The sequence below is a fragment of the Rhodococcus sp. 06-235-1A genome (assembly GCF_002258785.1).
Classification (GTDB): Bacteria; Actinomycetota; Actinomycetes; order Mycobacteriales; family Mycobacteriaceae; genus Rhodococcoides.
In genome coordinates this window covers 142,568-168,772 of record NZ_NOYI01000020.1, presented here as the reverse complement: position 1 = coordinate 168,772, position 26,205 = coordinate 142,568, and the positions used below count along the sequence as shown (strand labels likewise).

The following is a 26,205-nucleotide window of genomic DNA, read 5'->3' as shown; positions in this document are numbered from 1 at the left end:
CAACATCCAACGAGCACAGAACGTCGGATCGGTGCACCACATCGTCCCCGCCGCCGAACTGCGCCCGCAGCTCGTCGCCGCCATCGAACGCGGAATGGCACGGTCGTTGGTCCGCGCCTGTGCGCGGGACCAAAGACTAGCCGTCGTTGCCAATCTGTAGAAATAAACAAGCCGCCACCCAATCCTCAACGACGAGCTCATTCGTAGCGCAATAGTTGAAATTGGCCATCCAGGCGACTGGTCGACGCCCTCACCGCAGCTTCGAACCGACAGCGATCAGGTCGACGCCCTCACTTAGACGACCATCGACCAGATGGGTTCGAGCCAATGCTGTCCCGCCGATGAACACAATCCGATCCGCGAAGTGCGCACTCGAATTGCCGAGAAGATGCGAGATCAGGTGATCCCACTCGACCTGTGCACGCGCGACACCGAATTGCGTTGCCACCGAATCCAGCTCGTCGGGATTCACTACTTCTCCCCCAACCGATCCTGCATCCGCGTCAAAGCCGTTCGCATCTTCTGAGCCTCGGCGATCTCGGCTAACACCTTCGGATCGCACTTCCGATACAACTGCTCCACCGCCGGCCACACCTCACCCTCGGCGTCACCGAGACCCGGACGCTTCACCAGATCCAACACCGTCTGCTCCGCAGTAGTTGCCAATACTTGACCCAACTCGGTATCGATGCGCTCCGCATCCAGACGTGCTGTGTCGCGCACGACGAACCGAACCAGTGCCTTGCGATCCGCTAACCGAATCGGATCGTGCCGTTTCGGCACAGCCACCACCGCCGTCGCCAACGCCCGCGGAATCGCACCGTGCAGCCGCGCCGCACTGACCCCCATCACCACAGCATCATCGCGGCCATAGGCAGCAACCGCGATACCGGCCGCTGCAGCCTCCAAGCCAGGCATCCACTCGGTCCCGACCCGGTCGTCTGGCACCGCCACGTAGAAACCTGTCGCCACCCGATGCAGCAGACCCAAGTCCATCAGGCGCGCGAGCTCGGCGCGTGGGTGCGCGTAGACATCGGCGGCTGTCGCGGCTCGCACCATCCGCATCGGAAGTCGCGCAAACTCGGGAGGTAACCCGGCCTGACGGCGTCGCACATCGCTTGTCGTCACAGTCACCTCCATCAAGTGTCGGATACGTAGGCTCCAAGCCTACAGAACCGACACTGATTGAACACCTCGAACCAGGCCTGGTCACTCCCGCCCGGTACACAGAGATCCATCTACATCCACACGAATGCTCACCGGTGAGTTAGCAACGAGTTGTGACATTCTGTGACACCGAACGCCGAATCGAGCCGCCGAACCGGCAAATCCCCAGGTCACACGCCACACATAAGCCCAGGTGGACGAACCGGGCTCGCGCAAGAAACGAGCGGCTACAACAGGCCAAAAAAGAGGCGGCACCAACCGCTTTCGCTGGTCAGAGCCGTCCGCAAGAGCCTCCTAACGGGATTGAACCGTTGACCGCTCGCTTACAAGGCGAGTGCTCTACCGCTGAGCTAAGGAGGCAGTGAAGCGAGCCCAGCATATCCGTTCATCGGACGCTCAGTGTCAACAGGTACCTTGTCGGTGGATCACCCCAGCAACGTGTAAAGACGGTCATGACTTTCCTGCAAGACCTGACGGCTTCGCTGAGCCGTCTCACCGGTGAGCGTCGGGCCACCATCGATACGCCGACCGCAGCACCGTCACCTCTACGCCCGATCGATCTGACCGACGATGCGTCGGTCGCGGAGGTTCTGGATCTCGCGGTTCGCGTCGGCGAGGTGTTGTTGGCATCAGGCACTTCGGCGGTGGATACGGCGACGCAGGTGCAGTTCATCGCGGCGACGTACGGCCTCGCGCGCTGCGATGTCGACGTCACGTACAACTCGATCACTCTGAGTGCACATCGCGGCCCGACGCGTCCTCCGGCGTCGACGATGCGCATCGTGCATTACCGCTCGATGGACTTCACGCGTCTGGCCGAGGTGGACCGTCTCATTCGCGCGGTCCGGGTGAAGATGGTGCCGCCGAGTGCGGCGCTCGATCGACTCGACGAGATCACCAAGGCCCCGCACCCCTACAACCGCTGGATCGCGACCCTTGCCTGGTCCGGTATGGCCGCGGCCATCAGTGTGCTGCTCGGCGGTGGCCCCCTTGTGGCTGTGATCAGCTTCCTGACGACGATGGTGATCGACCGCATCGGACGAGTGCTCAACCGCGCGGGCTTGCCGTTCTTCTTTCAGCAGGTGGTCGGCGGCTTCGTGGCCGCGACACCGGCGATCACGCTGTACAACTTTCAGGATCAGCTCAACATCAACATTTCGCCGTCGCAGATCATCGCGGCCGGTGTGGTCGTGCTGCTGTCGGGTCTCTCGCTCGTCGGCTCGGTGCAAGACGCGATCACCGGTGCCCCGATCACGGCGTCGGCGAGATTCTTCGAAGTGTTGATGATGACCGGCGGCATCATTGCCGGTGTCGCTACCTCGCTGCGGATCGCGGCGCTTATCGGTAGCGATCTGCCCCAGATCAGCAACTTGGCACCGCCGGACATTCTGCAGGTCCCCACGAAAGTGCTCGCAGGCGCAGCAGCGTCGTTGTTCTATGCGCTTGCCTGCTACGCCGAGCGACGTGCGTTGACGGCCGCCTTCATGGGCGGTTTCGCAGGCTCCCTCGTCTATCTGCTGTCGCAGACGCTCAATGTGGGGCCGATCATCGCCTCGGCCATCGCCGCCGTCGTCGTCGGATTCGCCGGTGGTCTGCTGGCCCGTCGTGCGCTCATTCCGCCGTTGATCGTGGCCGTTGCCGGCATCACGCCGTTGCTGCCTGGTCTATCCCTGTACCGCGGCCTGTACGCGATCCTGAACGACCAACTACTGCTCGGAATCAGTTCGCTGTTCGCTGCGTTCGGCGTCGGCTGCGGCCTGGCCGCCGGCGTGACCCTGGGTGAATGGGGTGCCCGCACCCTGCGCCGGCCGCGCATCCTGGCGCGCACCGAGGAACTACTGCGACCGACGCTTCGCCGCAAAGAAGAACCGCGCCGACCGACGGTTCGTCGGCGGCGCGGCACGGGTACTTCGTAACGCGGAGGTCAGGCCTCGGTGCTGGGGGTTCCCTCGGCAGAGGCGCGTGCAGCAGCGTCGGCTTCCATGGCCTCACGCAGGCTACGCGGACGCATATCGGTCCAGTTCTTCTCGACGTATTCCAAGCAGGCGGCGCGGGTGTCTTCACCGAAGACGACACGCCATCCCTGGGGGACCTCGGAGAACGTCGGCCACAGCGAATGCTGGTCTTCGTCGTTGACCAGCACGAAGAAGCGTCCGTCTTCGTCATCGAACGGGTTGGTACTCATCTCGCCTCACTCGTCGCAAACGTTTGATTGGTACGTGCTGCACCGTGAAGTGCACCACGACACTAGCAACGCGGGTACCTGCCCGGTGCCGTCAGGCCTTCAGAAAGCCGAGCAATTCCGCATTGACGGCCTCGGGGCGCTCGAGATATCCGTAATGGCCGGCATCTGCAATTTCGACGTACCGGGCACCTGGAATGGCGTCGGCCAGCTCCTTGCCCAGGTAGGCGGGGATCATCCGATCGTCGGCGAACCCCACCGACAGGCACGGCACCGACACCCCTCGGTAAGCCGAAGTTCGATCGAAATCGTCCTCCATCCCCAGCTGAGCACGCACCCCGGCCGTCGGCGACGACGCCGAGAACTCGAACAAATCCAGCCAATCGCGGGCACTGCGTCCGTCACGCAACGTCGCAGGCGACAGGTTCATCACTGCCGTCACCGCCGCCGAGTACGTGCCGGGGAGCTCGACCCGCTTGTCGTAGAGGGCCCGCTCACCGTGGGCGAGGGTCTTCTGAAACTCGTCCACTCTGGCGTGCCCGGCGAGGAACACGGCCTTGCGCACCAGATCAGGCCTGGCCAACGCCAGCTCCTGCGCGACGCGTGAGCCCATCGACGTACCGACGACGAAGGCCTTCTCCTCGCCGTTGCGCACGAGTTCGATCAGGCCGGCGGTATCGGCGACCATGGATTCGATCGTGATGCCGTGAGTGCTCTCCGACGACGGCGCGATGCCGCGATTGTCGAACGTGCACACCCGGTACCCCGCCGCTGTGAGAGCGGGCACCTGATGCAGCTCCCACACACGGCCGGGGCTGCCGGTACCCATAACGAGAACCACCAGGTCTCCACTGCCTTTGACCTGGTAATTGATGTCGATGCCGTTGATCTTGGCGATAGGCATAGGTCTCCTCACTGCTGATGCGTCCGTCGGGGATCGTATCGTTCGGCACCGACACGGGGTTACTCGAACAGCCAGTGGGTACCTGCAGTTACATGACTGACGAGAACGTAGCGGGCGAAGCACGCAAGGGATTGCTCGACGGAATCAAGGGCAAAGCCAAAGAGGTCGCGGGCGCGGTGACCGGCAACGACTCGTTGACGGCAGAAGGTCAGTTGCAGGCCGCCCAAGCACGCGAACGCAAGGAGGCCCAGGCCACGGAGCGGGTAGCGGAGGCTCAGGCCACCGAGGCCGGGGAAGAACTTGCCGACGTGCGCACTGCGGCCGAGAGTCGCAGGGAGGCCGCGGAGGAAAACGCCGCGGTGACCGAGGCTCAGGCAGCTCGAGTTCGGGAGACACAGGTGGCCGCTGCCGAGCAGAACAAACGAGAGGCCGTGGCACAGGAGCGCGCTGCCGCTGAGGTCGACGCGACCGCCGAGCAGATCGAGGCCGACGAGGACCGACGCATCGAGCAGGCAGCGGCGGACTCCGACGAGATGGTGGCCGCACAGAAGCACCAGGAGGCACTTCGCCAAGCCGAAGCCGACCGCAAGAAGGCCGAAGAGCTCCGCAACCAGGCTTGACCCACTACCGCACAACAGGAGTTTCGCTACATGAGCGTTTTGGCAATACCACTGACCATCCTTCGCATTCAATACAGGATCGCTCGAATTCCGTTGCAGCTCATCGAGACCAACGTCGTCGAGAAGATGGACGCGGAAGCCCCCGCCCGCCTGGTCTACGAACACACCCTCGGCTCGCTCGACCGCGCTGTCGGAAACCTGTTGGGAGACAAGGGCCTCGCCAACCGCGGTGAGACCCTCGTCGACAGCACCGAGAATCGTGCCGAGGCCGCGCGCCTCGACGCCGAGGCGCGGGCAAAGAAGACCGCAGCGGACGACGAGTTGAAGGTGGCTCGCGAGACGGCCGAGAAGGATCGCAGGGCCGCCGACGCCGCTGCCCAGGAAGCAGCACGTGACGCCCGCCAGGAGGCAGAGCAACGCAAGCGCGAAGCTGCTCAGGATGCCGAACGCAAGGCTGCTGCGGAGAGGAAGAAGGCGGACGAGCAGGCCGCTGCCACCGCGAAGGCTGCCGAGGACCGCAAGAAGGCTCAGCAGGCACAGGTCGACAAGCAGGAGAAGCTGGCCGCCGCGCCGTCCGAGGCCCAATTGGCCGAGGCAGCAGAGCGTTCCGACGAAGCCGCTGCCAAGAAGGACGAGGCGGAGCGCATCGAGAAGCTGTTCATCGCGGAGAAGAACAAGGACTGACAGCTCGAATCAGTTCACCTTCCAATCTCTTCCAGCCCCGCGCCGTGTTCTCGGTGCGGGGCTGGGTTTTTTCCAGGGGTTCACGCGATGTGGGGGCCTGCTCGGGCATGGGATTGTCGGGGTTGTCGGTAGGGGTCCACTGATGCCGGCGGTACGAACCACGGGTGGTTGTCGGTGCCGATGAACACTTCCCAGTCGGAGTGGTGCATGAGTCGGTGGTGGAATCCGCAGAGTAGGACGAGGTTGTTCATGTCGGTGGGGCCGCCGTCGGCCCAGTGCCAGATGTGGTGGCCTTCGGTCCAGGCGGCGGGTTTTCCGCAGCCGGGGAAGGCGCAGCCGTGATCGCGGGCGGTGAGGGCTTTGCGTTGTGTGGCGGTGACGGTGCGGGCGGTGCGGGCAAGGTTCAACGGGTTACCGTTCTCGTCCATCACGATGGCAGTGAGGACACAATCGCAGGCCAACTGGCGGGAAGTATGGCGGGAGAGCGGTCCCATCCAGGGTAGCCACCCGACCGAAGTGCCGTCGCCGAACAAGTCGCGATACGCGCCACGCTCAGCGGCAGGTGGTTCATCGGATTCGGCTGCAGCGCGGGTGTTCTCGTCGTCGGTGATGTCGTCGGCATCGGCACTGTCAGCACTGTCGCGGAGGTCGGTGAGATCGCGCAGGCCGATGTGCAGGTTCAGGTGCGGGCGTTCACCGCCTTCGATGGGGCGGTTACTGGAGGCGAGGTATTGGTCGAGGATGTGTCCGAAGGCGTCGGCTCTGCGCTTGGCGGGGCTGCGGTCGTCGTGGGTGCCGTCAGCGGCGGGTCGCGGTTCGGTCAACGGTGATAGTGCGGTGAGGAGTTTCTCTCCGGTGATCGCATCGAAATCACCTTTCAACACCAGCCGCCCGTTCAACGTTGTGGAGGCGAAGAGTTCGTTGCGGTCGGTGTCCTCGGCGGGTGGTTTCTTGTTGCCGAAGCTGTCTTCGAGTCTGGTGATCGCTGCACGAATCCGGCCGGTGCGTGCTTCGGGCCCGGTGGCGGCGGCGATCAGAGCTTGACGCGCGACATCGCGACCCTCGTCCGGCAGGTTCTTCGGGGGTGTTTCGGCGAAGGTCAGGATCAATGCGGCGTGATCGATGGTCATGACGCCGGTGTTCACGGCGTCGGCGATGTCGGGGAACGCAGCCATGCCGCGGGCGAGGGCGACGATCTTGTTTGCTTTGGACGGTGACAGCAGGGTGGTGGAGGTCAACCATCCGGCGGGTCCGGGGAAGCCGAGTTTCTCGCGGCTCACGCGGGTGTCGATGTCGGCGACGAGGGCGATACGACGGGCTTCGAGGAGCTGGATCTGGTGGGAGACCGCGGTGGCGTCGGCGAGGAGTTCACTCTCGCTCAGTTGCCAGATCGCGGTGGTCATGGCAGCAAGTGTATCGAACGTGCGTTCGATGCACAAAGGTAGTCGAATCGAAAACTATTGCCCTGCATAACGATTCACAGACAGCAACTTGTCAGTAGCTTATGATAGGCGGGTCAACCGCCCACTCTGAACGTCGCCCGGTATGCGCTGGGTGAGACCCCCAATTCCGCAGCAAGCTGGTTTCTCAACGATGTGGCGGTGCCGAATCCAGTGTCGTGCGCGATGCGTTCGATGGTCAGGTCTGTATTCTCGAGTAACTCTCGCGCTCGCTGCACCCGCTGCGCCACGATCCAACGGGCCGGGGAGACACCGACTTCGGCCATGAATCGGCGAGAGAACGTCCGGACACTCATCGACTGCCGTCGCGCCAGGTCTTCCACCGACAGGGGCGCACCCAAATTGCTCAGCGCCCACTCCTGCGCGTCCGCCGTCGATGTGCCGTGCGTCTGCGGTACCGGGGTGTCGATGTACTGCGCCTGACCACCGCTGCGATGGGGTGGTACGACGGTTCCCCGGGCCACCCGGTTGGCCACCGCCGCACCGAAATCCTGACGAATCATGTACAGGCACAGATCGATTCCCGATGCTTCCCCTGCCGCAGTAAGTACGTTGCCGTCCTCGGTGTAGAGCACGTTGGGATCGAGTAGTACCTGTGGATACAGCTCGGCGAACCGGGAGGCCGACTTCCAGTGCGTGGTGGCCCGTTTGCCGTCGAGCACGCCCGCCGCAGCCAGGACGAACGACCCTGTACAGATAGACGCCAATCTCTGGGTCGACAACGTATCGAACAAGGTGGAAACAGCGCCATTCGACGTGTAGTCGGCGTCGGAGGCAGGAACGATGACGGTGTCGGCATCGGCCACGGCGTCGAGCCCGCGTTCGACGAGGATCCGAACGTCGGAGTCGGTACGAACCGGACCGGGCACGTCGGTGCAGGTGAACACGTCGTAGAGCGGATCGCCGGAATCGGATTGCGCCTGCCCGAACAGGCGATGCACGATGCCCAACTCCATGGCGAGGAGGCCGTCGCGCACATAGACAGCAATGCGATGCGTCATGGCCGAATCCTGTCACGTGCGATTTCGTCGTGCGCGTTTTGCGTATCTCCAGCTACGCAAACACGCACGAGGGAACGCAGCGAATAACCTCGACCCATGAAGGACAAGCGCACACTCTCGCCGATATTCGCGACCCTGGTGATCTTCGGCGTTCTTGCCGTCCCGCGGCTGGACTTGCCCTGGGCCGGCATCACAGGCTGGGGAATCGCCATCGTCGCTGCAGCGGCCTGGCTCTTCATGACGCTACGGCCGCAACGATCGAGCCGACGTAGTTGAACTCGGGTCGTGCGCGTTTTGCGTAGGCCTGGATACGCAAAACGCGCACGAGGGAGCGCACGAGGGAGCGCAGCGACCCTCTTGGCCGATATCTTTCACATGTTGGCTTTCAGGCCACTGGTTCCGAACAGCGACGTGGCCCACGATCGAGAGCATGAACATCCTGTGGGTCTACGCCCATCCAGACGCCCGATCACTCAACGGCTCCCTGCGCGACGCAGCCCTGAGACAACTCCACACTGACGGCCACACCGTCGAGCAATCGGATCTCTATGCAATGCAGTGGAATCCGGTTGTCCGGCCCGAGGACTACGACCACGATCCGACCGAGCGATTCCAGGTGGCAACCGCATCCAGCACCGCCCTCGCGTCCGGCACACAGACCCCGGACATCGTGGCCGAGCAACAGAAGTTACTACGTGCCGACGCCGTCGTTTTGCAGTTTCCGCTGTGGTGGTTCTCGATGCCCGCGATCATGAAGGGCTGGGTGGATCGCGTGCTCGTCGAGGGATTCGGATACGGCATCAGAACATCCGACGGCCGCTCGCGGCGCTACGGCGACGGCATGCTCGCCGGAAAGCGCGCAATGGTCGTCGTCAGCATGGGCGGCAGCGAACACACCGTCTCCCCACGCGGCATCAACGGCGATCTGGACGAGATGCTGTACCCCATCCAGCACGGCATCCTGTTCTACACCGGGATGTCCGTACTGCCGCCGGTTCTCGTGGCAAGTGCTGACCGGATGACCGAAACCGATTACGCTGCAGCAGAATCAGAGCTACTACAGCGTGTGAAGGGCCTGCCCACCGACAGGCCCATCCCCTACCGCACCCAGAACGGCGGCGACTACGACAGGCAATTCGTGCTGCGTGACGACGTCGAGCCCGAAGACACCGGAATCCGAGTACACACCATCAGTTGATCAGTCGAGGACGCGGCCGAGAAACGCAGCGACGTTGTCTTCGACTGCCGCGGTGCGGGTCTCGACATCGAAATCTTCCTTGAACTGACGACCCAACGCCGGGGTCTTCTTCTTTCGCGCGTAGAGCGAGCAGGCAAGGTCCGAGCAGATGTAGGTACCCACCGTGTTGCCGCGCCTGCCGGATTCGCCCGCCTTGGCGGCAGCCATCAGCGACACTCCGCCGTTGGCATGCGTCGTGAGGCAGATGCTGCACATCTGCGCAGTACGGGGCCCACCCGGCTTGTAGCGCAACGCGATTCCGCGCAGACCATCCCCCGAAGGAACGACGATATAGCTCCTGCCGGCGAGCTTGGGGTCGGTCCAGCCGAGAAAGTCGAGGTCGTCCCACGGCACCGCGTCGAACATCTCGGGAAGGGAGAGCCGACCGGCGTCACCCTTGGACGAGTTGACGAACGACGACCTGATGTCGCGTTCGGAGATCGGTTCCATGATCACTGCCTCCAGTGCTGTAAGAGTGTGTCGATTCCGTCGAGGATGCGTGTCCACGACTGCTGCGAGTCGGGTGCACTGTGCGCGAACGAGCCGGCCGCATCGAGGCTGGCGTAGCCGTGAAAGACACTGCCGAGCAATCGAACTGCGTGCACCTGATCCTCTTCGCCGAGGTCGTACCCTCGCAGGATCGCCTTCATCATCGCCGAATGACGCACCCCAGCGCTGTTGATCGCGGTCTGGTGATCGAGCGGAAACTGCGTCGCCGCATAGCGACCCGGGTGCTCGCGCGAGTAGTCGAGATATGCGTTCGCGACGGCCACCAATGCGTCTCTGCCCGCCCGGCCTGCGAGAGCCTCCGACACCCGGTCGGCCAGTTCCTCCAACGCCAGCAACGCGATTCCGACGTTCAACTCGTGCGAGTTCTTCAGATGCGAATACAGGCTCGCCACCTTGACGTCGAAGCGTCGCGCCAACTCGCTGGCAGTCACGCGATCGAAGCCGACCTCGTCGGCCAGATCCGCTCCTGCTGCAACGATGCGCTGCGCGGTCAATCCTGCGCGTGCCATGCCGGCCTCCTCCTCCGTTCGAGAAGACCGTAACCGAAACTAATACCTATAGGCAAATGACTAATGCCACTCCGCGCGCGCCCGGCAGCAAGGAAGCCCTGTCACACCGGTCCAGGGCTTCGGTATCAGACTCGGACCATAGGTCGGCGTGAGACTCCACGGGTCCGCCGCCTGTTCGCAACCCATAACGAAATCGGAGCACCGCTGCCCGGAGCCTTATCGAGAATTTTCCGGGCTCGTTCGCGATACTCCCCTGCCAGACGATCGAGTCGAATCGCGCGACGTTCGACCAAGTAGCCGATCGACACGATGCCGAGCAAAGCCATAGGCACCGCCACGGAAGCAGGCGACCGACCCGGATCAGCCATCCAAATGAACGAGGTTGCAATGAAACCAACAATCGGAAGCGGAATCCAACGCCCCACAATCGACAGGGAACCTGATCGATCATCGGCTGCGTCAGCGAAACGGATGGCAGCGTCCGACCGCACGATGGACTGTGGATTGACCCAATCCGGCCCAAGCTTTTTCCACATTGAACTGTCTGTGGCGCTGTCGGGCCGCCCGGAGAGAATTCCATCGACGAACAGGGGCGGTGCGCTCATCGCTCTTCTGTGTGTCTTTGACAACCCGCGCGTGCTCCGATACCCACACCACAGACCCGTAACGGTTGCGATAGCCAAAACTGAAAAGTCGACAAACCAGAAGGACTGCGTCCCCACACCCTTTGCACAGACGGCGCACACCATCAGCGATACCAACCATCCCAACGTCGAGGAACCCCACCGTGATCGGAGAGCTTCCGATGGAATTGTGGTCACGCCGACGCGCGACAGCTTCATCACCTCCAAGCTCTGCAGATACAGAAGCCACGTCAGTGTCACCACGAGCACCACCGCCGACATCGGCAAAAGTGGTCCGAAATCGAGTACTTTCTGGGCAACGTCGCTGTTACCCGTGGCCAAGATCAGCAGTACCGCTCCAACCACAAGGGTAGATCCGAAAACTCCCACCCATCCGATCAGAGTCACGAGCCACAGGGTGATGAAAGTCGACGCCGGCAAAGACAGTCTGGTCCCCGACCTTGTTTGGTACATGCTCTCCCCGTCTGTCCTGGCTCCCCGACGATTCGAGGAACTTGATCACACGAAGAGATGATGCGTTGCACCACCGACAAGTTCGGAAGCTTCGGCTCAGCGCCCCTGCCACGCCTCCCACAGCTGTGCGTACCGTCCACCGGCCGCGACCAGCTCCTCGTGCGGACCCTGCTCCAGAATTCTGCCGTGTTCGAGAACCACCACGCGATCGGCCGCAGCGGCCTGCGTCAGGCGGTGCGCGACGATCAACGTGCTGCGTCCCTTCGTGGCCGCCTCGGCGGCGGCCTCGAGATCACGTGCACCGGAACTGCCCGCTTCTGCGGTGGCCTCGTCCAGCACGGCGACGGCGGGATCGGCGAGAACCAAACGCGCCAAGGCCAATTGCTGCGATTGTGCCGCGGTCAACTGGTGGCCGCCCTCGCCGACGGCGGTATCGAGTCCGTCTTCGAGCGCCTCGACCCACCCCCACGCCCCGACGGTTCGCAACGCTGATTCGACGTCGGCGCGTTCGGCGTCCGGCGCGGCCAACCGCACGTCGTCTATCAACCGGCCGGCGAAGACGTGCACTTCCTGACTCACGATTGCGACGTGTCGCCGTAGGCCCTCACTACCGAGCGCGTCCAGCGTTGCGCCGCCGACGCGGACCGCCCCCGACGTCGACGCCATCGAACCGGCCGCGATAGCTGCGATCGTGGATTTTCCTGCGCCGGTGGATCCGACGAGTGCCACGGTCTCGCCGGCACCGACCCGCAGGTTCACGCCGTGCAGCACCTCGTGGCCGGACTCGTACTCGTGCCGCAGATCGGTGACGTCCAGGGTGGCGTCGGTGGGCACGGAACCGTCGCCGACGGGTCGCTCGTCGGGGATGTCGACGACGCCGACCAGGCGGGCCAACGACGCACCGGCAGACTGGATGTCGTCGAACGTGAACAGCAATGTTCCGATCGGATTGAACAGGCGATGAAACAGCAGGGCTGCGGCCGTCGTCTCGCCGACGGTGACGTAATCACCTCGCACGAGCAGGAATCCGGCGAGCAGGATCACCGAGAGTCCGACGCACTCGGCGCGATTGCTCCGCGATCCGAATCGGGTGAACAACCGGAACACGTCGACGCCGATGTCGCGGGCCTTGGCCGACGACCGATCGATGTCGCTCAGATGGGCAGACTCGAGTCCGTACGCGCGCACCGTCTTTGCGCCCTGCATGCTGCTGACGAACGACTGCGCACGCTCCCCCATCGCGACGCGTTCGGCCGCGTACATCGGTGCCGAACGCGGCAGATACCACCGCAGCGCAAGGATGTACATCGGCAACGCGACCAGCCCTGCGAGGCCGAGACGCCAGTCGATGCCGAGCATGGTGATCATGCTCAGGCACACGAGCAGGAATGCGCCGACGAGCTGCGGAATCACTTCACCGATCGACTTCGCCATCACTGCGATGTCATCGCCAACCCGAGAGAGCAAGTCGCCCTTGCCCACTCGCTCCAAGGTGGCCACCGGCAGATGCAGCGCACGACGAACGACCGCCTCGCGCAACGAAGCCAGGATTCCCTCGCCGAGGGTGCTGATGAGGTAGCCGCTGAAGCCGGTGACGATGCCACCGATGACTGCCGCCACCGAGATCACGACGACGACCCCGATGATCGTCGAGGTATCGGCTCCACCGCGGACGCGGTCGACCAAGACCCCGAGAACATAGACCGGCACCAACGACATCGCTGCGGCAATTGCACCGAGGAGCAGCGTCACCGCCGTCCGCGCCCGCCGTAGTTTCAGCTGTTCGAGCAGCCACCTCCCGGACCGTGCTCCGGTGGCGATCGGAAGGAGTTCGGGGGTGGTCATCGCAGCACCGTCTCCCTGTATTGCGCATCCGAGGACGCGAGATCGTGGTGTGTTCCCTCGGCAACGACGCGTCCGCCGTCGACGACGAGAACACGATGGGTCACCGACAGCAGCGCAGGGCTGGTGGTGATGAGGATGGTTGTCTGCGAGCCATTTCCGGTGTGCCGAAGTTCGGCGATACCGCGAGCGATGGCGTGTTCGGTGACGGCGTCGACAGCCGTGGTGGGGTCGTGCAACACCAGGACCGGCGCGTCGACCGACAGCGCCCGCGCCAAGGCGACTCGCTGACGTTGCCCGCCGGACAGGCTTGCTCCACGGTCGGTGACGGCGTGGTCGAGGCCGGCCTCGTGCAATTCGACGACGTCGGTGGCCGCGGATGCCTGCAGTACTCGGTCGAGTTCGGCGTCGGGCCGCTCGCGCCCGGCGGTGACGTTGCTGCGGACGGTGCCGGCGAACAGGTCGGTGAGGTGCGGCTCGACGAGGACGGTCTCGCGGGCGCGTCGGAGGTCGATCTCTCCTGTCCGGATGCCGCCGACTCGAACCGAGCCGGTGTAGTCGGACTCGGAGATCTGGCCGGACAGCAGTGCGGCGAGCGCTTCGCCGTCCTGCGGCCGGTAGGCGACCACTCCGAGCATCTCACCCGGTGCGGCCCGGAAGGCGAGGCCGTCGAGCGATCGGAACCGAACCTCGTCGACAGCGAGGTCCGTGTCGATCGGAACCGCGGACTCCGACTGCGGTAGGACGTGTTCCGCGCCGAGGACGAGGGCGAGCCGATCAGCGGATCCGCGCACCATCGCCACCACTCCGGGGATCTTCGACAACCCGGTGAGAGGTTCGATGACGAACTGGGACAAGCCGATGACGGTGATCAACTCGCCGACCGAAATGCGGCCCTGCAGCGCGAACCACCCTGCGGTCCCGGCAATTCCGACGGCAAGCAGCGCGTTGACCGCCGCAGCCAGGCCCTGATAGACGTTGTTGGCGCGGGCCAGCTTCAGCGTTGCCCCCAACGCCGTTCGGCTCGACGTCACGAATCGCTCGGTCGCGGCATTCTCGGCCCCGATACCGCGCAGGGGCCGTACTCCGCTCACCAGATCGGTGGCCATCCCCGATACCCCGGCGATCTCGGCCTGCTGCGCGGTGGCGGCACGAGTGAGCAGTGGAGCGAGGCGCTGCAGCGCGATCAGGATGACAGGGGTACCGATGACGACGGCCAGGCCGAGGGGAATGTCGATGACCAGCAACGCCACCGCCGACGCGATGACAGCCACCGCCGACGCGAACACCCGGGCGATCAGATCGAGAATCCACGACTCCTTCTCGGCATCGGAGGTCGACACCGTCAGCAGCTCCCCCGCCGACAGCTCGGTCCGCACACCCCGGGGATCGAGGACTCGTCCGGCCACCTCGACGCGCACCAGGTGCGCCTCCCGCTCGATGGCGACGACGATGATGCGAGCTCCGATGCGCCACGCGTACGACAGGGTGACGAACAGGGCCGCCAGCCCGACGAGCGAGATGATCATCGCCATGACGTCGCCGGTGTCGATGGCCCGCGAGACGATGAGACCGATGGCCACCGGGACCATCGTTTCGCACAGTTGATGTACCCCGAACAGCATCGACGAGCCGATCAAGCGGGCACGATGCCGTCGTACGGTGCGGCGGAGAATTGCGGAGCCGGTGGCCGGTGGAGGGGCCTCCACCACCGTTCGAGCATGGCGGAGCGGTACAGAATCGGTCATTTGCTGCAGCCTATGGCATCGGGAACTGGCGATGGGGTGCCACATTTACATAGAGTCGTGGCCAGGAACGCCACGTAAGTCCAGTAGAGAGTACGGAGAACACCATGCCTGCGAAGACATCGACCGACAACGACATCGCCGACGAAGACATCGTCCCACTCGAGTACGAGACGGCCAGCCAGGCTCAGCGCGTCGTCGCCGCCTACGCGACCGATGCGGACGAATGCCGCATGTTGTTGTCGATGCTGGGTATAGACCCCGTAGCGAAGACCGACTGACAGGTTTTCGCAGGGCTGTTTCCCCAGGGATCTACAAGCGGATTGGACAGTTGTGGCTGACGCCTCGCAGGGTTCGGATTTCGTCGTCGTAGCCAACAGGTTGCCGGTCGATCTGGAAAAGCTTCCGGACGGAAGCACGCGATGGAAGCGAAGCCCCGGCGGGTTGGTCACCGCCCTCGAGCCGATCCTGCGCGCCAACAAGGGTGCCTGGGTGGGATGGGTCGGTGTGTCCGATGTCGATGTCGAGCCGTTCGTCGAGGACGACCTGCAGCTGCGGCCGGTGCCGATCAGCGAGAAGGAATACACCCAGTACTACGAGGGCTTCTCCAACGCCACCCTGTGGCCGCTCTACCACGACGTCATCGTCAAACCCGAGTACGACCGCGACTGGTGGAACGCCTACGTCGAGGTGAACCGTCGCTTCGCCGAGAAGACATCCGAGGCGGCGGCACAGGGCGCGACGGTCTGGATCCAGGACTACCAGCTCCAGCTCGTCCCGAAGATGCTGCGGATGCTGCGCCCCGATCTGACCATCGGGTTCTTCCTGCACATCCCGTTCCCGCCGATCGAGCTGTTCATGCAGATGCCGTGGCGCACCGAGATCGTCGAAGGACTGCTCGGTGCCGACCTCATCGGCTTCCATCTGTCCGGCGGTGCCCAGAACTTCCTCTACCTTGCCCGACGCCTCGCCGGGGGAACCACATCTCGTGGAACCGTCGGAGTGCGGTCCAAGCTCGGCGTCGTACAGGTCGGCTTCCGGACCGTGCGCGTCGGGGCCTTCCCGATCTCCATCGACTCGGGCGACCTCGACACCAAGTCTCGCTCCAAGGCGGTCCGTGATCGCGCGAAGCAACTCCGCAAAGATCTCGGCAACCCCAAGCGCATCATGCTCGGCGTCGATCGCCTGGACTACACCAAGGGAATTGACGTCCGGCTCAACGCTTTCCGCGAATTGCTGGAAGAGGGCCGCGTCGATCCCGCCGAGAACGTCATCGTGCAATTGGCGACGCCCAGCCGTGAACGCGTCGAGAGCTATGTCGCGATGCGCGGCGAAATCGAGCAGCAGGTGGGCCGCATCAACGGCGAATACGGCCAGGTCGGCCATCCGGTGGTGCACTACCTGCATCGACCGATCCCCCGCGACGACCTGCTGGCGTACTTCGTCGCGGCCGACGTCATGCTGGTCACTCCGCTGCGCGACGGCATGAACCTCGTCGCCAAGGAGTACGTGGCCTGCCGCAGCGACCTGGGCGGCGCATTGGTACTGAGCGAATTCACCGGTGCTGCAGCCGAACTGCGCCAGGCGTACCTGTGCAACCCACACGACCTGGACAGTGTGAAGGACGCGATCATCGGCGCGTTGGAGCAGGAACCCGAGTCGGGTAAGCGGCACATGCGCGCCATGCGCAGGCAGGTTCTCGCCCACGACGTCGATCGCTGGGCCCGCTCCTTCCTGACCGCGCTCGCAGCGCCCGCGGAGGGCTCGAGCCCGACGCAGCGATAAATCGCTTTCCTTTCGGCCGTCGACGGCTGTAGCTTTGCCGTCGACGGTTTTTTCATGCATGTGAGAAGTGAGGTGGTGGGCATCGTGGCCACCTGGACGACGACACACCCGAGCCCTCGTTCCTCCTCCCCCAAGGATCTCCCATGTCTCCACTCGACCATTACGGTCTTGATCAGCACTGGCTGACCGAATACGAAAAGCATTCTCGGAACGCACTTCTCGCTCGCGTCGTACGCGTCGACCGCGGTGAGTTCGACGCCGTCACCGACAACGGCATCGTCCGATGCACCGGCAGCAAGACCTGCACCGGGGATTGGGTGACGCTGGACGAGCACTCGTTTCGGCTGATCGCCATCCTGCCCCGCCGGACGGTCATCGAACGCGCCTCCGCCGGATCCACCTCCGACACACAGATTCTCGGTGCCAACGTCGATACCGTCGTGATCACCGTCGCGTCGGACACGGCTCTCGACCTGGGTCGCGTCGAGCGCTACATCACCCTTGCCTGGGGTAGCGGCGCAGTTCCCGTTCTCGCGATCACCAAGAACGACAGCGGCAGCGTCGACGAAGAGGAAATACTGGCAGCCGCACCGGGCGTCACCGTGTGCAGCACGAGTGCGGTGTCGGACGGCGGAATCGACTCCCTGACAGAACATCTGCGCGGTACGGTCGCGCTGATCGGGCCGTCGGGATCAGGGAAGTCGACGCTCGGAAACGCACTTGTGGGTGATTCGATACTCGCTACCGGTGCCACCCGCGACGCCGACGGGAAAGGCAGGCACACGACGGTGCATCGGGAATTGGTGCCGATCCCCGGCCGAGAACTGGTGCTGCTCGATACGCCAGGTCTGCGCTCGGTGGGCGTGCAGGGTTCGGAAGACGCTGTGGCGAGCGCCTTTTCCGACATCGAAGAACTGGCCGCACTGTGCCGCTTCGGTGACTGCGCACACGAACACGAACCGGGATGTGCGGTACTCGCGGCCGTCGAATCGGGCGAGCTCACCGAAAGAAGATTGGGCAGCTACCGAAAACTGTTGCGAGAGAATGCCTGGGCAACCTCGAGGCACGACGCCCGAGCCCGCAGCGAGAAGCTACGGGAGTACAAGCAGATCTCGAAGTCGCTGCGGCAGAAGTACGCGGCCGAACGGACGGTGCGCTAGGTCAGCTCTCGTCGAACAGCGAGGGGCTGTCGCTCTCGGCCTCGGCCTGCGGGGCCGAACCCTCGCTGCTCGACGCCTTGCGCACCACCTCGACCGTGGTGGTGCGTACCGACAGCCGGTGCCCGTCGTGATGCTCGAGCAGCGCCAGACCCTGACGGATCTCGAGCACCTTCCACGGGCCGGCATGCCCGGACGCCTGAACCAGGTCGCCTGGTGCGATCTCGGAAGCCACTGTCGTTCTCCATTCAGCGAGCAATCGGGTTCGAGCAAGTCTGTGACACACACCCTATCGGGCACCTGTCGCGGCCACTCACTTGCTCGTCGAACAATTTAGGAGTACTCATGTAATAGTTGTAGATATACAAGCAATATCGCGGAGGTGAACGTGGCCGAGTTGACTCGACGACACCGGTATCTCGTGCTCGGCATCTGCTGCCTGAGCCTATTTCTCGTCAGCACCGACAACACGATCGTCAACGTTGCACTGCCGTCGATGCGCGCCGACCTGAACGCATCGGTATCGGGCCTGCAGTGGATCATCGACGCATACACGCTGGTCGTGGCGTCACTGCTGATGCTCGGCGGCTCGATGGCCGACAAGTACGGCCGCAAGCGCTTCTTCCTGATCGGCACCGGAACGTTCGTCCTCGGCTCCCTGCTGTGCAGCGTCGCACCGTCGCTCGGCTGGCTCGTCGCCTTCCGCATGCTGCAGGCCGTCGGCGGCTCGATGATGAACCCCGTCGCCATGTCGATCATCACCAACACCTTCACCGACCCGAAAGAACGGGCCGGGGCGATCGGAATGTGGGGTGCCGTCGTCGGGATCTCGATGTCGGCAGGCCCTGCCCTCGGCGGCGTCCTCGTCACCGGTGCCGGCTGGCAGTCCATCTTCTGGATCAACGTCCCCGTCGGCATCTTCGCGCTGGCGATGACGGTGAAGTTCGTCCCCGAATCCAAGGCCGAGCATGCGAGAAAGTTCGATGCAGCCGGTCAGCTCCTCATTTTCGTGTTCCTCGCGTCCCTGGTGTTCACCATCATCGAAGGCCCAGCGAAGGGCTGGGGATCGCCGCTGATCGTGCTCACCGGTGCCATCGCACTTGGCTCCCTCGTCGGCCTGCTCGTGATCGAATCGCGGATCGAGGAACCGCTGATCCAACTGAAGTTCTTCCGTAGCGCACCGTTCAGCGGAGCGACGGTGATCGCGGTGTGCGCCTTCGCCTCCCTCGGTGGATTCCTGTTCCTCAACACGCTCTACCTGCAGGACGTGCGTGGCTACTCTCCGCTGCATGCCGGTCTCTACACTCTGCCGATGGCCTTGATGACGCTGATCTTCGCGCCGATCTCCGGCCGCATCGTCGGGACCCTCGGAGCGCGCATTCCCCTGCTCGTCGCGGGAATCGGATTCGTGATCTCGGCTCTGATGCTCACCCGACTCACTCCGACGACGTCGTTCGCGTGGCTGGCGGTCGCATACGTGATCTTCGGAATATCCTTCGGCATGGTCAACGCCCCGATCACCAACACCGCGGTGTCCGGAATGCCGCGCAGCCAGGCCGGAGTGGCGTCCGCCATCGCGTCGACCAGCAGGCAGGTGGGCCAGTCGCTCGGCGTGGCCGTCGTCGGTGCCATCGTGACCGCAGGCATCGTCGGTGAGATCTCCGACGGTTTCACCGCCGCCGCGGTTCCCGCGTGGTTCGTCATCGCGGGCGCAGGAGTGGTGGTCACCGCTCTCGCAGTGGTCACCACCGGCCGCTGGGCCCGATCGACGGCCGAAAGCATCGGCCGCCCGGTGCTGGTATGAACGCCGATGCAGCGCACGTCTGGCGCGAGATGCGCGCGCTGATGCTCGAGAAACACGACACCCGACGGGCCGTCGCCGACGCCACGGGCATGAGTTTCCTGCGTGCCAAGTTGCTCACCAAGTTGCTCGCGGGTGATCGGACGGTCACCGAGCTGGCCGAAATTCTCGCGTCCGATGCGCCCTACGTATCTCTCAACGTTCGCGAGCTCGAGAAGCGCGAATTGGTGGTGCGCACGGAAGATCCCGACGATCGCCGACGCCGCATCATCGGACTCACCGATGCCGGACGACGCCTCGCCGAGAAGGCCAGAACGATCGCCGACGCCCCGCCGCCGGAATTCACGACGGTATCCGCGGACGACCTGGCGCATCTGCGACGGATTCTGCAGCTGCCCTGATCCGGCAATCAGCGGCGGATGGACTCGAGCGGGGTGCCGGTCTCGACGAGGGCGCGCACCGTCGCCGCTTCCATGCCCGGGGATCCGCACACCAGAATTTGGCGATCCGAGAACGGCTCCTGCGTGGCGACCACGTCGGCCACGCTGCCCTCCCAGCAATGCTCGGGCTCGAATAACGATGTGGTGGAACCTATTTCGGCATGGATGCGGTCGTTCCATCGATCCGACGCCCACGGCTCGTGCAGTTGGTCGACGACCGGAACGACGGTCAACCACTGCAATTCCGACGCCATCAGCCACAGCATGTCCCCGGCGTACAGATCGCGAGGCGACTTGCCGCCGACGAACAGCGTCACGTTCGGTGGCCGCTCCCAGCGCGTCAGGTCGAGCAGAATCGCGCGCAACGGAGCGAGGCCGGTGCCGCCCGCGATCATGACGACGTCGCGACCCGAGTCGTCGACATGCAGACTGCCTTTGGGATCACTGATCTGCCAGACGTCCCCTGGCCGAGTCTCGTTGACGATCGACCCGCTCACCCAGCCTGCCGGAACAGCGCGCACATGGAACTCGAGCTTGCCGTCTCGTGAAGGCGGCAACGCGGGTGAGTATCGACGCGTCAGAGCAGAGTTCTGGGGAACTGTCACCGACACCGACTGGCCGGCGCTGAACGGAACCGCATCGCCTTCGAGTCTGATGACCGCGAGGTCGTTCCGAAGGCGGTGATACTGAACGACCGTCGAACTCCACGCCTGCATGCCGACCAGGATAGGGGTCGGGGCCTGGTGTCTCGCAAACGCGCGCGAGGTTCGCTACCGCTGCCCCGCTCGAGGTCGCAAACGCGCGCGCATTTGCTGAACGCGCGCGAAATAGTGACCGAACTAGGGACGAATCTGCGCGCACCTGACAAAGGCGCGCGCATTTGCGAGGAAGTGCGCGGGAGAACCTAGCGCTGGTGCCGCGGCTTCCAGACCACCAGGGCGTTGCGTTGAATCGGCACCAGGTCCCGGCGATAGCTGGCGTGCACGGTGGCGAGCTCCTGGGCCAGCTCGGAAACCCGAGCCTGCAGTGCCTCCACCTGATTGGTGAGCTCGATGATGCGCTTGATGCCGGCGAGGTTGACACCCTCGTCCTGCGAGAGTCGCTGCACCTCACGGAGCAGTGCGACGTCACGCGGGGAGTAGCGTCGCCCACCGCCGGTGGTGCGGTGCGGGGTGACAAGTCCGAGCCGGTCGTAGGTACGCAGCGTCTGCGCGTGCATGCCCGCCAGCTGAGCCGCGACTGAGATCACGAAGATCTGCGCGTCGGGATCAGCTTGTGCGCCACCGGCGTTCGCAGACCCACCCTCGGGAGGGACCGACATCACACACCTGCCCACCCGGCCCGCGGGTCGAATCCGCTGGCCTTCTCGGCTTCCAGATAAGTCTTCAGAGCGTCGGTAGCAGCATCGTCGAGTTTCTGCGGCACGGCAACTTTGACGGTCACCATCAGATCACCGGTGCCGGATTTCTTCGGGACGCCGCGACCGCGCACGCGCAGCACTCTGCCGTCGACGGTTCCCGGTGGAACCTTCACGCCGACGCGACCGTCGAGGGTGGGTACCGACAGCGTGGTGCCGAGCACCAGTTCGCCGTAGCTCACCGGAACGGTCACCGTCAGGTCGTCGCCCGTGCGGCCGAACACCTTGTCGGGCTTGACTCGTACGGTCACGAACAGGTCGCCGGAGGGTGCACCGCGGAGTCCCGCTTCGCCCTGGCCGGCGAGTCGCACCTTCTGGCCGTCACTGATGCCGGCCGGTACGCGCACGGTGATGGTGCGAGTCCGGTTCTGCACGCCGGTGCCGCGGCAGTCGGCGCACGGGTCGTCGATGATGGATCCGGTACCGCGGCAGTCGTCGCACGGCTCACTGAAGCCGAACGCGCCTTGGTTTCGGTTGACGACGCCTTGGCCGTTGCACTTGGGGCACACGCGCGGGCTTGTTCCGGGCTTCGCGCCGCTGCCGTGGCAGGTGGTGCACGAGGACGGGCTGGTCAACTTCAAGGGAACCGTAACGCCTTGCGCCGCTTCACGGAACTGCAGCGAAGTCTCGGTCTCGACGTCGCTGCCGCGTCGCGGCCGGTTGCTCTGGGTGCGCTGCTGCGCGCCACCGCGGTTGAACAGGCCACCGAACAGGTCGCCGATTCCGCCGTCGCCACCGCCTTGGCCGAAGATGTCTCCGACGTCGAAGGTCTGGCCGCCGCCACCGAATCCGCCTGCGCCAGGCGAGAACCCACCGCCGCCGCCGCGGCTACCGAACCCGCCCGAGGCGAACAGTCGTCGCGCCTCGTCGTATTCCTTGCGCTTGGCCGGGTCGGCGAGGACGGCATGCGCCTCGCTGACCGCCTTGAACTTGTTCTCGGCCGAGGCGTTGCCGGGGTTGGCGTCGGGATGGTTGTCCCTGGCCAACTTTCGGTACGCCTTCTTGATCTCTTCTGCAGTCGCGCTGGAGGAAACGCCCAGCTCCTTGTAGAAGTCCTTCTCGATCCACTCCCGCTGGCTCACCGGGCGTTTCCTCCTCTCGCGCTACTTCTTTTTACTGCTCGTCGGACGCAGGTGCATCCGATTCTTGTGCTGCGCTGTCCACGACGCCGACCATCGCGGTCCGCAGAACGCGCTCGCCGAGCTTGTAGCCCGGACGCATCAGCGTTCCGACGACGGGACTGCTGCCGTCACCCTCGTGGGAGACGGCCTCGTGGATGGCCGGGTCGAAGGCGTCGCCCTCGGCTCCGAAGGTGGTCAGGCCGATGTTCGAGAACACCCCTGCCAGCTTGTCTGCCACTGCCTTGAGCGGTCCGGTTTCGAGGTCGCCGTGCTGGCGAGCTCGCTCGAGGTCGTCGAGAACCGGAAGGAGCTGCGAGACGACGGACGCCTTCGCGTTCTCCGCTCCGGTCTGCTTCTCACGGTCGGTACGACGCCGGTAGTTGGCGTACTCCGCCGACACGCGCTGCAGATCTGCGGTGAGTTCGGCGACCTGTGTGTCACGCGGGTCTTCCACGACGTCTCCGTCGACCGTCCCTTCGTCCACCGAGTCGGGCCGGTCCGCAGCCCCGGTGCCCACGAGGGGCTCCGGAACTGCGTCACCTTCCCGTACTTCACCGGTCTCGGGATCGATCTTTCGCTTGTCCACGAAAGTGACCGGTTCTTGCTCGGTGTTCTCCGACGTCACTTCTTGTCCGTGTCGTCGGCGGGCTCGTCGACAACCTCTGCGTCGACGACACCGTCGTCAGCGGCCTGCGCGCCACCCTCTGCGCCGCCCTGCTCCTTGGCCTGAGCCTCGTAGATGGCGGTGCCGAGAGCCTGCGACTCGGTCGAGAGCTTCTCCACGGCGGTCTTGACTGCCGAGATGTCGCTGCCCGCGAGAGCCGTCTTGGCGTCGGCGATAGCGGTTTCGACGCGTCCCTTGAGCTCGGCGTCGACCTTGTCCTCGTTGTCCTTGACGAACTTCTCCGTCTGGTGGACGAGGGACTCGGCCTGGTTGCGGACCTCGGCCTCTTCGCGACGAGCCTTGTCCTCGTCTGCGTGAGCTTCCGCGTCGGCGACCATGCGGTCGATCTCTTCCTTGGACAAGCCGGAGCCGTCCTGGATCTTGATCGTGTTCTCCTTGCCGGTGCCCTTGTCCTTGGCCGTGACGTGCACGATGCCGTTGGCGTCGATGTCGAAGGTGACCTCGATCTGCGGGACGCCGCGAGGAGCCGGGGGCAGCTCGGTCAGCTCGAAGGAGCCCAGGAGCTTGTTGTGCGAGGCGATCTCGCGCTCACCCTGGAAGACCTGGATCTGCACCGAGGGCTGATTGTCGTCAGCGGTGGTGAAGGTCTCGGAACGCTTCGTCGGGATGGTGGTGTTGCGCTCGATGAGCTTGGTCATGACGCCACCCTTGGTTTCGATACCGAGGGACAGCGGCGTGACGTCGAGGAGCAGAACGTCCTTGACCTCACCCTTGAGCACACCGGCCTGCAGTGCAGCACCGACGGCCACGACCTCGTCCGGGTTGACGCCCTTGTTGGGCTCACGTCCACCGGAGAGTTCCTTGACCAGCTCGGACACGGCGGGCATACGCGTCGAACCACCGACGAGCACGACGTGGTCGATGTCCTTGACGGCGATGCCGGAGTCCTTGACCACTGCCTGGAACGGCGCACGGGTGCGGTCGAGCAGGTCGGAGGTGATCTTCTGGAACTCCGAGCGGCTGAGCTGCTCGTCGAGGAAGAGCGGGTTCTTGTCGCCGTCGACCGTGATGTACGGGAGGTTGATCGAGGTGCTCTGCCCGGAGGACAGTTCGATCTTCGCCTTCTCGGCAGCCTCACGCAGACGCTGCAGCGCCATCTTGTCCTTGGTCAGATCGATGCCGTTCTGCGCCTTGAACTTGTCGACGAGCCAGGTCACGATGCGCTCGTCCCAGTCGTCGCCACCGAGGTGGTTGTCGCCGGACGTCGCACGAACCTCGACGACGCCGTCGCCGATTTCGAGCAGCGAGACGTCGAACGTGCCGCCACCGAGGTCGAACACGAGAATGGTCTGCTCGCTGTCGCCCTTGTCCAGGCCGTATGCGAGGGCTGCCGCGGTGGGCTCGTTGACGATGCGCAGGACGTTGAGGCCGGCGATCTGGCCGGCTTCCTTCGTGGCCTGACGCTGTGCGTCCTCGAAGTACGCGGGAACGGTGATGACCGCGTCGGTGATTTCCTCACCCAGGTAGGCCTCGGCGTCGCGCTTGAGCTTCTGCAGCGTGCGCGCGGAGATTTCCTGAGGGGTGTACTTCTTACCGTCGATCTCCACGGTCCAGTCCGTGCCGACGTGGCGCTTCACGGAACGAATCGTGCGATCGACGTTGGTGACCGCCTGGTTCTTCGCGGGCTGGCCGACCAGCACTTCACCGTTCTTGGCGAAAGCGACGATCGACGGGGTGGTGCGTGATCCCTCGGAGTTGGCGACGACAACCGGTTCGCCGCCCTCGAGGACGGACACGACCGAGTTGGTGGTCCCGAGGTCGATACCGACCGCACGAGCCATAATGTTTCCTCCTGTTATTGCGTGGATTCAGTCCCTGGGTGAGCGAACTCCACTCAAGTTTGCATAACGCGATCTGTTGCGTCAACTTCCAACTTGAGCCTCATCCACTCAAGGCTGCTGACCTGCACAACGGAGGGTGTGGCGAATTTGTTCCCCAGGGAGCGCTGCGCGCATGTGAGCGAAAACTCGACCCCTGCTACGAGGTTCCGTGCACGTGGGGCGAAGCCCCTCCACAGCAGTACGCCGCGACGATCAGCGGGGATCGTCGCGGCGCAGCGGGGAGAAAGTTAAGCGGACGAGAATTACTCGGCAGGCTCCTCGGCCGGCGCGGGGATGCAGTTGTGACTGAGCAGTCCGGCGGTGATGTTGTTCATGAAGTCGGCATCGAGCGCGCTGGCGAAGGCCGCGGCACCTGCGGGACGGGCGACCCATTCACGATCGACGGACGGCACGGTGTACGTGGCTGCCTCGCCTGCCTTGATGGTCGTCTCGGTGTTCTGGCCCTGGACGCCTGGCAGTGCGCCGTAGTTGACGTTGACGTTCGACGCGTCGTCCTTGCCCTTGTTGTCGACCTTCACCTGCAGTGCCACGACGCCGCCCTCGGGGGCGTCCTTCACCGTGGTGTCGCAGACAGCGGCCATGGTGACCACCAGGTCGGGGCTTTCGAGGACTGCTGAGCCGAGGGGCATCGCAGGCTCGGTCTCGGGCTCGGCCGAGGCCATGGGCACGAGGACGACCGCACCGATGCCGGCGGCCAGGGCGGCCGTCGAGGCCAGGATCGATGTGCGGGCAAGACGTCGCATGGACAACTCCTGTAGCTGAGGGGATGTGACCCGTGAGTCAGATGTGACTGGTGGGGCAGTTGGTACTTGACTCACTATGGCCTATCGGAATCAGACATTCCACACCAGGCGGTCTCGATTCGATGACGTTCGCATATCGAAGGAAACCGCCCCGACGAATGACATCCCTGTAGTTCGGCGTAGGTTTCACCGGTCGGCGAGCGAGGTTTCACTCGCCGACGATCAGGGGAACCACAACCCTGCGGATCGGCCGCGCC

28 protein-coding genes and 1 tRNA gene are annotated in these 26,205 nt (G+C 64.3%); 10 read left to right on the top strand and 19 right to left on the bottom strand.

Translation table 11 applies throughout. From position 1 onward, the window contains the following. Positions 1-250 precede the first annotated feature (250 nt). The 3 genes from CH275_RS18980 to CH275_RS18970 all read right to left on the bottom strand — a co-directional run bounded on the left by CH275_RS18980 (position 251) and on the right by CH275_RS18970 (position 1,527). On the bottom strand, positions 251-472 hold the full coding sequence (locus tag CH275_RS18980) for a nucleotidyl transferase AbiEii/AbiGii toxin family protein (RefSeq protein WP_306436958.1): 222 nt from the start codon (positions 470-472) through the stop codon (positions 251-253). Next, positions 472-1,065: a type IV toxin-antitoxin system AbiEi family antitoxin domain-containing protein gene (locus CH275_RS18975; protein ID WP_094679833.1), complete on the bottom strand. Its 594-nt coding sequence runs from the start codon at positions 1,063-1,065 to the stop codon at positions 472-474. The genes CH275_RS18980 and CH275_RS18975 overlap by 1 nt, the downstream gene beginning before the upstream one ends. Before the next feature lie 390 nt (positions 1,066-1,455). Next, positions 1,456-1,527: transfer RNA gene (locus tag CH275_RS18970), tRNA-Thr, on the bottom strand. 92 nt (positions 1,528-1,619) lie between these two features. On the opposite strand from CH275_RS18970, the gene CH275_RS18965 reads away from it, so the two are divergent. Continuing rightward, complete coding sequence (locus CH275_RS18965; RefSeq protein ID WP_094679832.1) at positions 1,620-3,083, top strand: threonine/serine ThrE exporter family protein; 1,464 nt, start codon at positions 1,620-1,622, stop codon at positions 3,081-3,083. Positions 3,084-3,091: 8 nt separating this feature from the next. Here CH275_RS18965 and CH275_RS18960 read toward each other — a convergent pair whose 3' ends face one another. Together CH275_RS18960 and CH275_RS18955 are read right to left on the bottom strand one after the other, a co-directional pair. Continuing rightward, entirely contained in the window at positions 3,092-3,352 is a 261-nt protein-coding gene (locus CH275_RS18960) for an MbtH family protein (protein WP_008710007.1), read from the bottom strand. A gap of 91 nt (positions 3,353-3,443) precedes the next feature. Further along, the gene (locus CH275_RS18955; protein ID WP_094679831.1) at positions 3,444-4,253 is read right to left on the bottom strand and encodes an alpha/beta fold hydrolase; all 810 of its coding nucleotides are present in this window, start codon (positions 4,251-4,253) and stop codon (positions 3,444-3,446) included. Between the two features lie 92 nt (positions 4,254-4,345). On the opposite strand from CH275_RS18955, the gene CH275_RS18950 reads away from it, so the two are divergent. Next, positions 4,346-4,873: a general stress protein CsbD gene (locus tag CH275_RS18950; protein WP_094679830.1), complete on the top strand. Its 528-nt coding sequence runs from the start codon at positions 4,346-4,348 to the stop codon at positions 4,871-4,873. A 30-nt stretch (positions 4,874-4,903) separates the two neighbouring features. Next, entirely contained in the window at positions 4,904-5,557 is a 654-nt protein-coding gene (locus tag CH275_RS18945; RefSeq protein ID WP_094679829.1) for a hypothetical protein, read from the top strand. A gap of 80 nt (positions 5,558-5,637) precedes the next feature. Here CH275_RS18945 and CH275_RS18940 read toward each other — a convergent pair whose 3' ends face one another. Further along, complete coding sequence (locus tag CH275_RS18940; protein ID WP_094679828.1) at positions 5,638-6,960, bottom strand: HNH endonuclease signature motif containing protein; 1,323 nt, start codon at positions 6,958-6,960, stop codon at positions 5,638-5,640. Positions 6,961-7,073: 113 nt separating this feature from the next. Next, the gene (locus tag CH275_RS18935) at positions 7,074-8,018 is read right to left on the bottom strand and encodes a GlxA family transcriptional regulator (RefSeq protein ID WP_179276221.1); all 945 of its coding nucleotides are present in this window, start codon (positions 8,016-8,018) and stop codon (positions 7,074-7,076) included. Positions 8,019-8,114: 96 nt separating this feature from the next. Here CH275_RS18935 and CH275_RS18930 point away from each other — a divergent pair, with 96 nt between their 5' ends. Next, positions 8,115-8,294 carry a hypothetical protein gene (locus CH275_RS18930; protein WP_094679827.1) on the top strand — a complete coding sequence of 60 codons (180 nt, stop codon included), beginning with the start codon at positions 8,115-8,117 and terminating at the stop codon, positions 8,292-8,294. Positions 8,295-8,448: 154 nt separating this feature from the next. Next, on the top strand, positions 8,449-9,216 hold the full coding sequence (locus CH275_RS18925) for an NAD(P)H-dependent oxidoreductase (RefSeq protein WP_094679826.1): 768 nt from the start codon (positions 8,449-8,451) through the stop codon (positions 9,214-9,216). On the opposite strand, the gene CH275_RS18920 is transcribed toward CH275_RS18925, so the two are convergent. The 5 genes from CH275_RS18920 to CH275_RS18900 form a co-directional block, all read right to left on the bottom strand. After that, positions 9,217-9,705 (bottom strand): FBP domain-containing protein, encoded by a 489-nt coding sequence (locus CH275_RS18920; RefSeq protein WP_094679825.1) that lies wholly within the window; start codon positions 9,703-9,705, stop codon positions 9,217-9,219. A 2-nt stretch (positions 9,706-9,707) separates the two neighbouring features. Beyond that, positions 9,708-10,274, bottom strand: a complete 567-nt coding sequence (locus tag CH275_RS18915) for a TetR/AcrR family transcriptional regulator (RefSeq protein WP_094679824.1) — start codon at positions 10,272-10,274, stop codon at positions 9,708-9,710. Positions 10,275-10,399: 125 nt separating this feature from the next. Then, a complete protein-coding gene (locus tag CH275_RS18910) occupies positions 10,400-11,305 on the bottom strand; it encodes a hypothetical protein (RefSeq protein ID WP_143546824.1) in 906 nt (301 codons plus the stop codon). A 162-nt stretch (positions 11,306-11,467) separates the two neighbouring features. Continuing rightward, complete coding sequence (locus CH275_RS18905) at positions 11,468-13,216, bottom strand: ABC transporter ATP-binding protein (protein WP_094679822.1); 1,749 nt, start codon at positions 13,214-13,216, stop codon at positions 11,468-11,470. Then, complete coding sequence (locus tag CH275_RS18900) at positions 13,213-14,961, bottom strand: ABC transporter ATP-binding protein (RefSeq protein ID WP_179276220.1); 1,749 nt, start codon at positions 14,959-14,961, stop codon at positions 13,213-13,215. The genes CH275_RS18905 and CH275_RS18900 overlap by 4 nt, the downstream gene beginning before the upstream one ends. Before the next feature lie 104 nt (positions 14,962-15,065). On the opposite strand from CH275_RS18900, the gene CH275_RS29570 reads away from it, so the two are divergent. The 3 genes from CH275_RS29570 (at position 15,066) to rsgA (ending at position 17,903) form a co-directional block, all read left to right on the top strand. Next, positions 15,066-15,239, top strand: a complete 174-nt coding sequence (locus CH275_RS29570; RefSeq protein WP_008710019.1) for a hypothetical protein — start codon at positions 15,066-15,068, stop codon at positions 15,237-15,239. A 52-nt stretch (positions 15,240-15,291) separates the two neighbouring features. Beyond that, complete coding sequence (locus CH275_RS18895; RefSeq protein ID WP_094679821.1) at positions 15,292-16,743, top strand: alpha,alpha-trehalose-phosphate synthase (UDP-forming); 1,452 nt, start codon at positions 15,292-15,294, stop codon at positions 16,741-16,743. A gap of 143 nt (positions 16,744-16,886) precedes the next feature. Continuing rightward, entirely contained in the window at positions 16,887-17,903 is a 1,017-nt protein-coding gene (gene rsgA / locus CH275_RS18890; protein ID WP_094679820.1) for a ribosome small subunit-dependent GTPase A, read from the top strand. A gap of 1 nt (position 17,904) precedes the next feature. Here the strand turns inward: rsgA and CH275_RS18885 are convergent, their stop codons facing one another. Continuing rightward, the gene (locus tag CH275_RS18885; protein WP_094679819.1) at positions 17,905-18,135 is read right to left on the bottom strand and encodes a hypothetical protein; all 231 of its coding nucleotides are present in this window, start codon (positions 18,133-18,135) and stop codon (positions 17,905-17,907) included. A 153-nt stretch (positions 18,136-18,288) separates the two neighbouring features. Here CH275_RS18885 and CH275_RS18880 point away from each other — a divergent pair, with 153 nt between their 5' ends. Then, positions 18,289-19,704 carry an MFS transporter gene (locus CH275_RS18880; protein ID WP_094679857.1) on the top strand — a complete coding sequence of 472 codons (1,416 nt, stop codon included), beginning with the start codon at positions 18,289-18,291 and terminating at the stop codon, positions 19,702-19,704. Next, the gene (locus CH275_RS18875; protein WP_094679818.1) at positions 19,701-20,102 is read left to right on the top strand and encodes a MarR family winged helix-turn-helix transcriptional regulator; all 402 of its coding nucleotides are present in this window, start codon (positions 19,701-19,703) and stop codon (positions 20,100-20,102) included. The genes CH275_RS18880 and CH275_RS18875 overlap by 4 nt, the downstream gene beginning before the upstream one ends. 8 nt (positions 20,103-20,110) lie before the next feature. On the opposite strand, the gene CH275_RS18870 is transcribed toward CH275_RS18875, so the two are convergent. From CH275_RS18870 to CH275_RS18845, 6 genes are all read right to left on the bottom strand, one after another. Next, positions 20,111-20,857 carry an FAD-binding oxidoreductase gene (locus CH275_RS18870; protein WP_094679817.1) on the bottom strand — a complete coding sequence of 249 codons (747 nt, stop codon included), beginning with the start codon at positions 20,855-20,857 and terminating at the stop codon, positions 20,111-20,113. 188 nt (positions 20,858-21,045) lie between these two features. Next, positions 21,046-21,462 carry a heat shock protein transcriptional repressor HspR gene (locus tag CH275_RS18865; protein WP_094679816.1) on the bottom strand — a complete coding sequence of 139 codons (417 nt, stop codon included), beginning with the start codon at positions 21,460-21,462 and terminating at the stop codon, positions 21,046-21,048. Further along, a complete protein-coding gene (dnaJ, locus tag CH275_RS18860; RefSeq protein ID WP_094679815.1) occupies positions 21,462-22,640 on the bottom strand; it encodes a molecular chaperone DnaJ in 1,179 nt (392 codons plus the stop codon). Before dnaJ ends, CH275_RS18865 begins: the two co-directional genes overlap by 1 nt. Positions 22,641-22,671: 31 nt before the next feature. Next, positions 22,672-23,304, bottom strand: a complete 633-nt coding sequence (gene grpE, locus CH275_RS18855) for a nucleotide exchange factor GrpE (protein ID WP_094679814.1) — start codon at positions 23,302-23,304, stop codon at positions 22,672-22,674. After that, entirely contained in the window at positions 23,301-25,145 is a 1,845-nt protein-coding gene (gene dnaK, locus CH275_RS18850; protein WP_032376212.1) for a molecular chaperone DnaK, read from the bottom strand. The genes grpE and dnaK overlap by 4 nt, the downstream gene beginning before the upstream one ends. A 302-nt stretch (positions 25,146-25,447) precedes the next feature. Next, complete coding sequence (locus CH275_RS18845) at positions 25,448-25,948, bottom strand: Pro-kumamolisin, activation domain family protein (RefSeq protein ID WP_094679813.1); 501 nt, start codon at positions 25,946-25,948, stop codon at positions 25,448-25,450. Positions 25,949-26,205 lie beyond the last annotated feature (257 nt).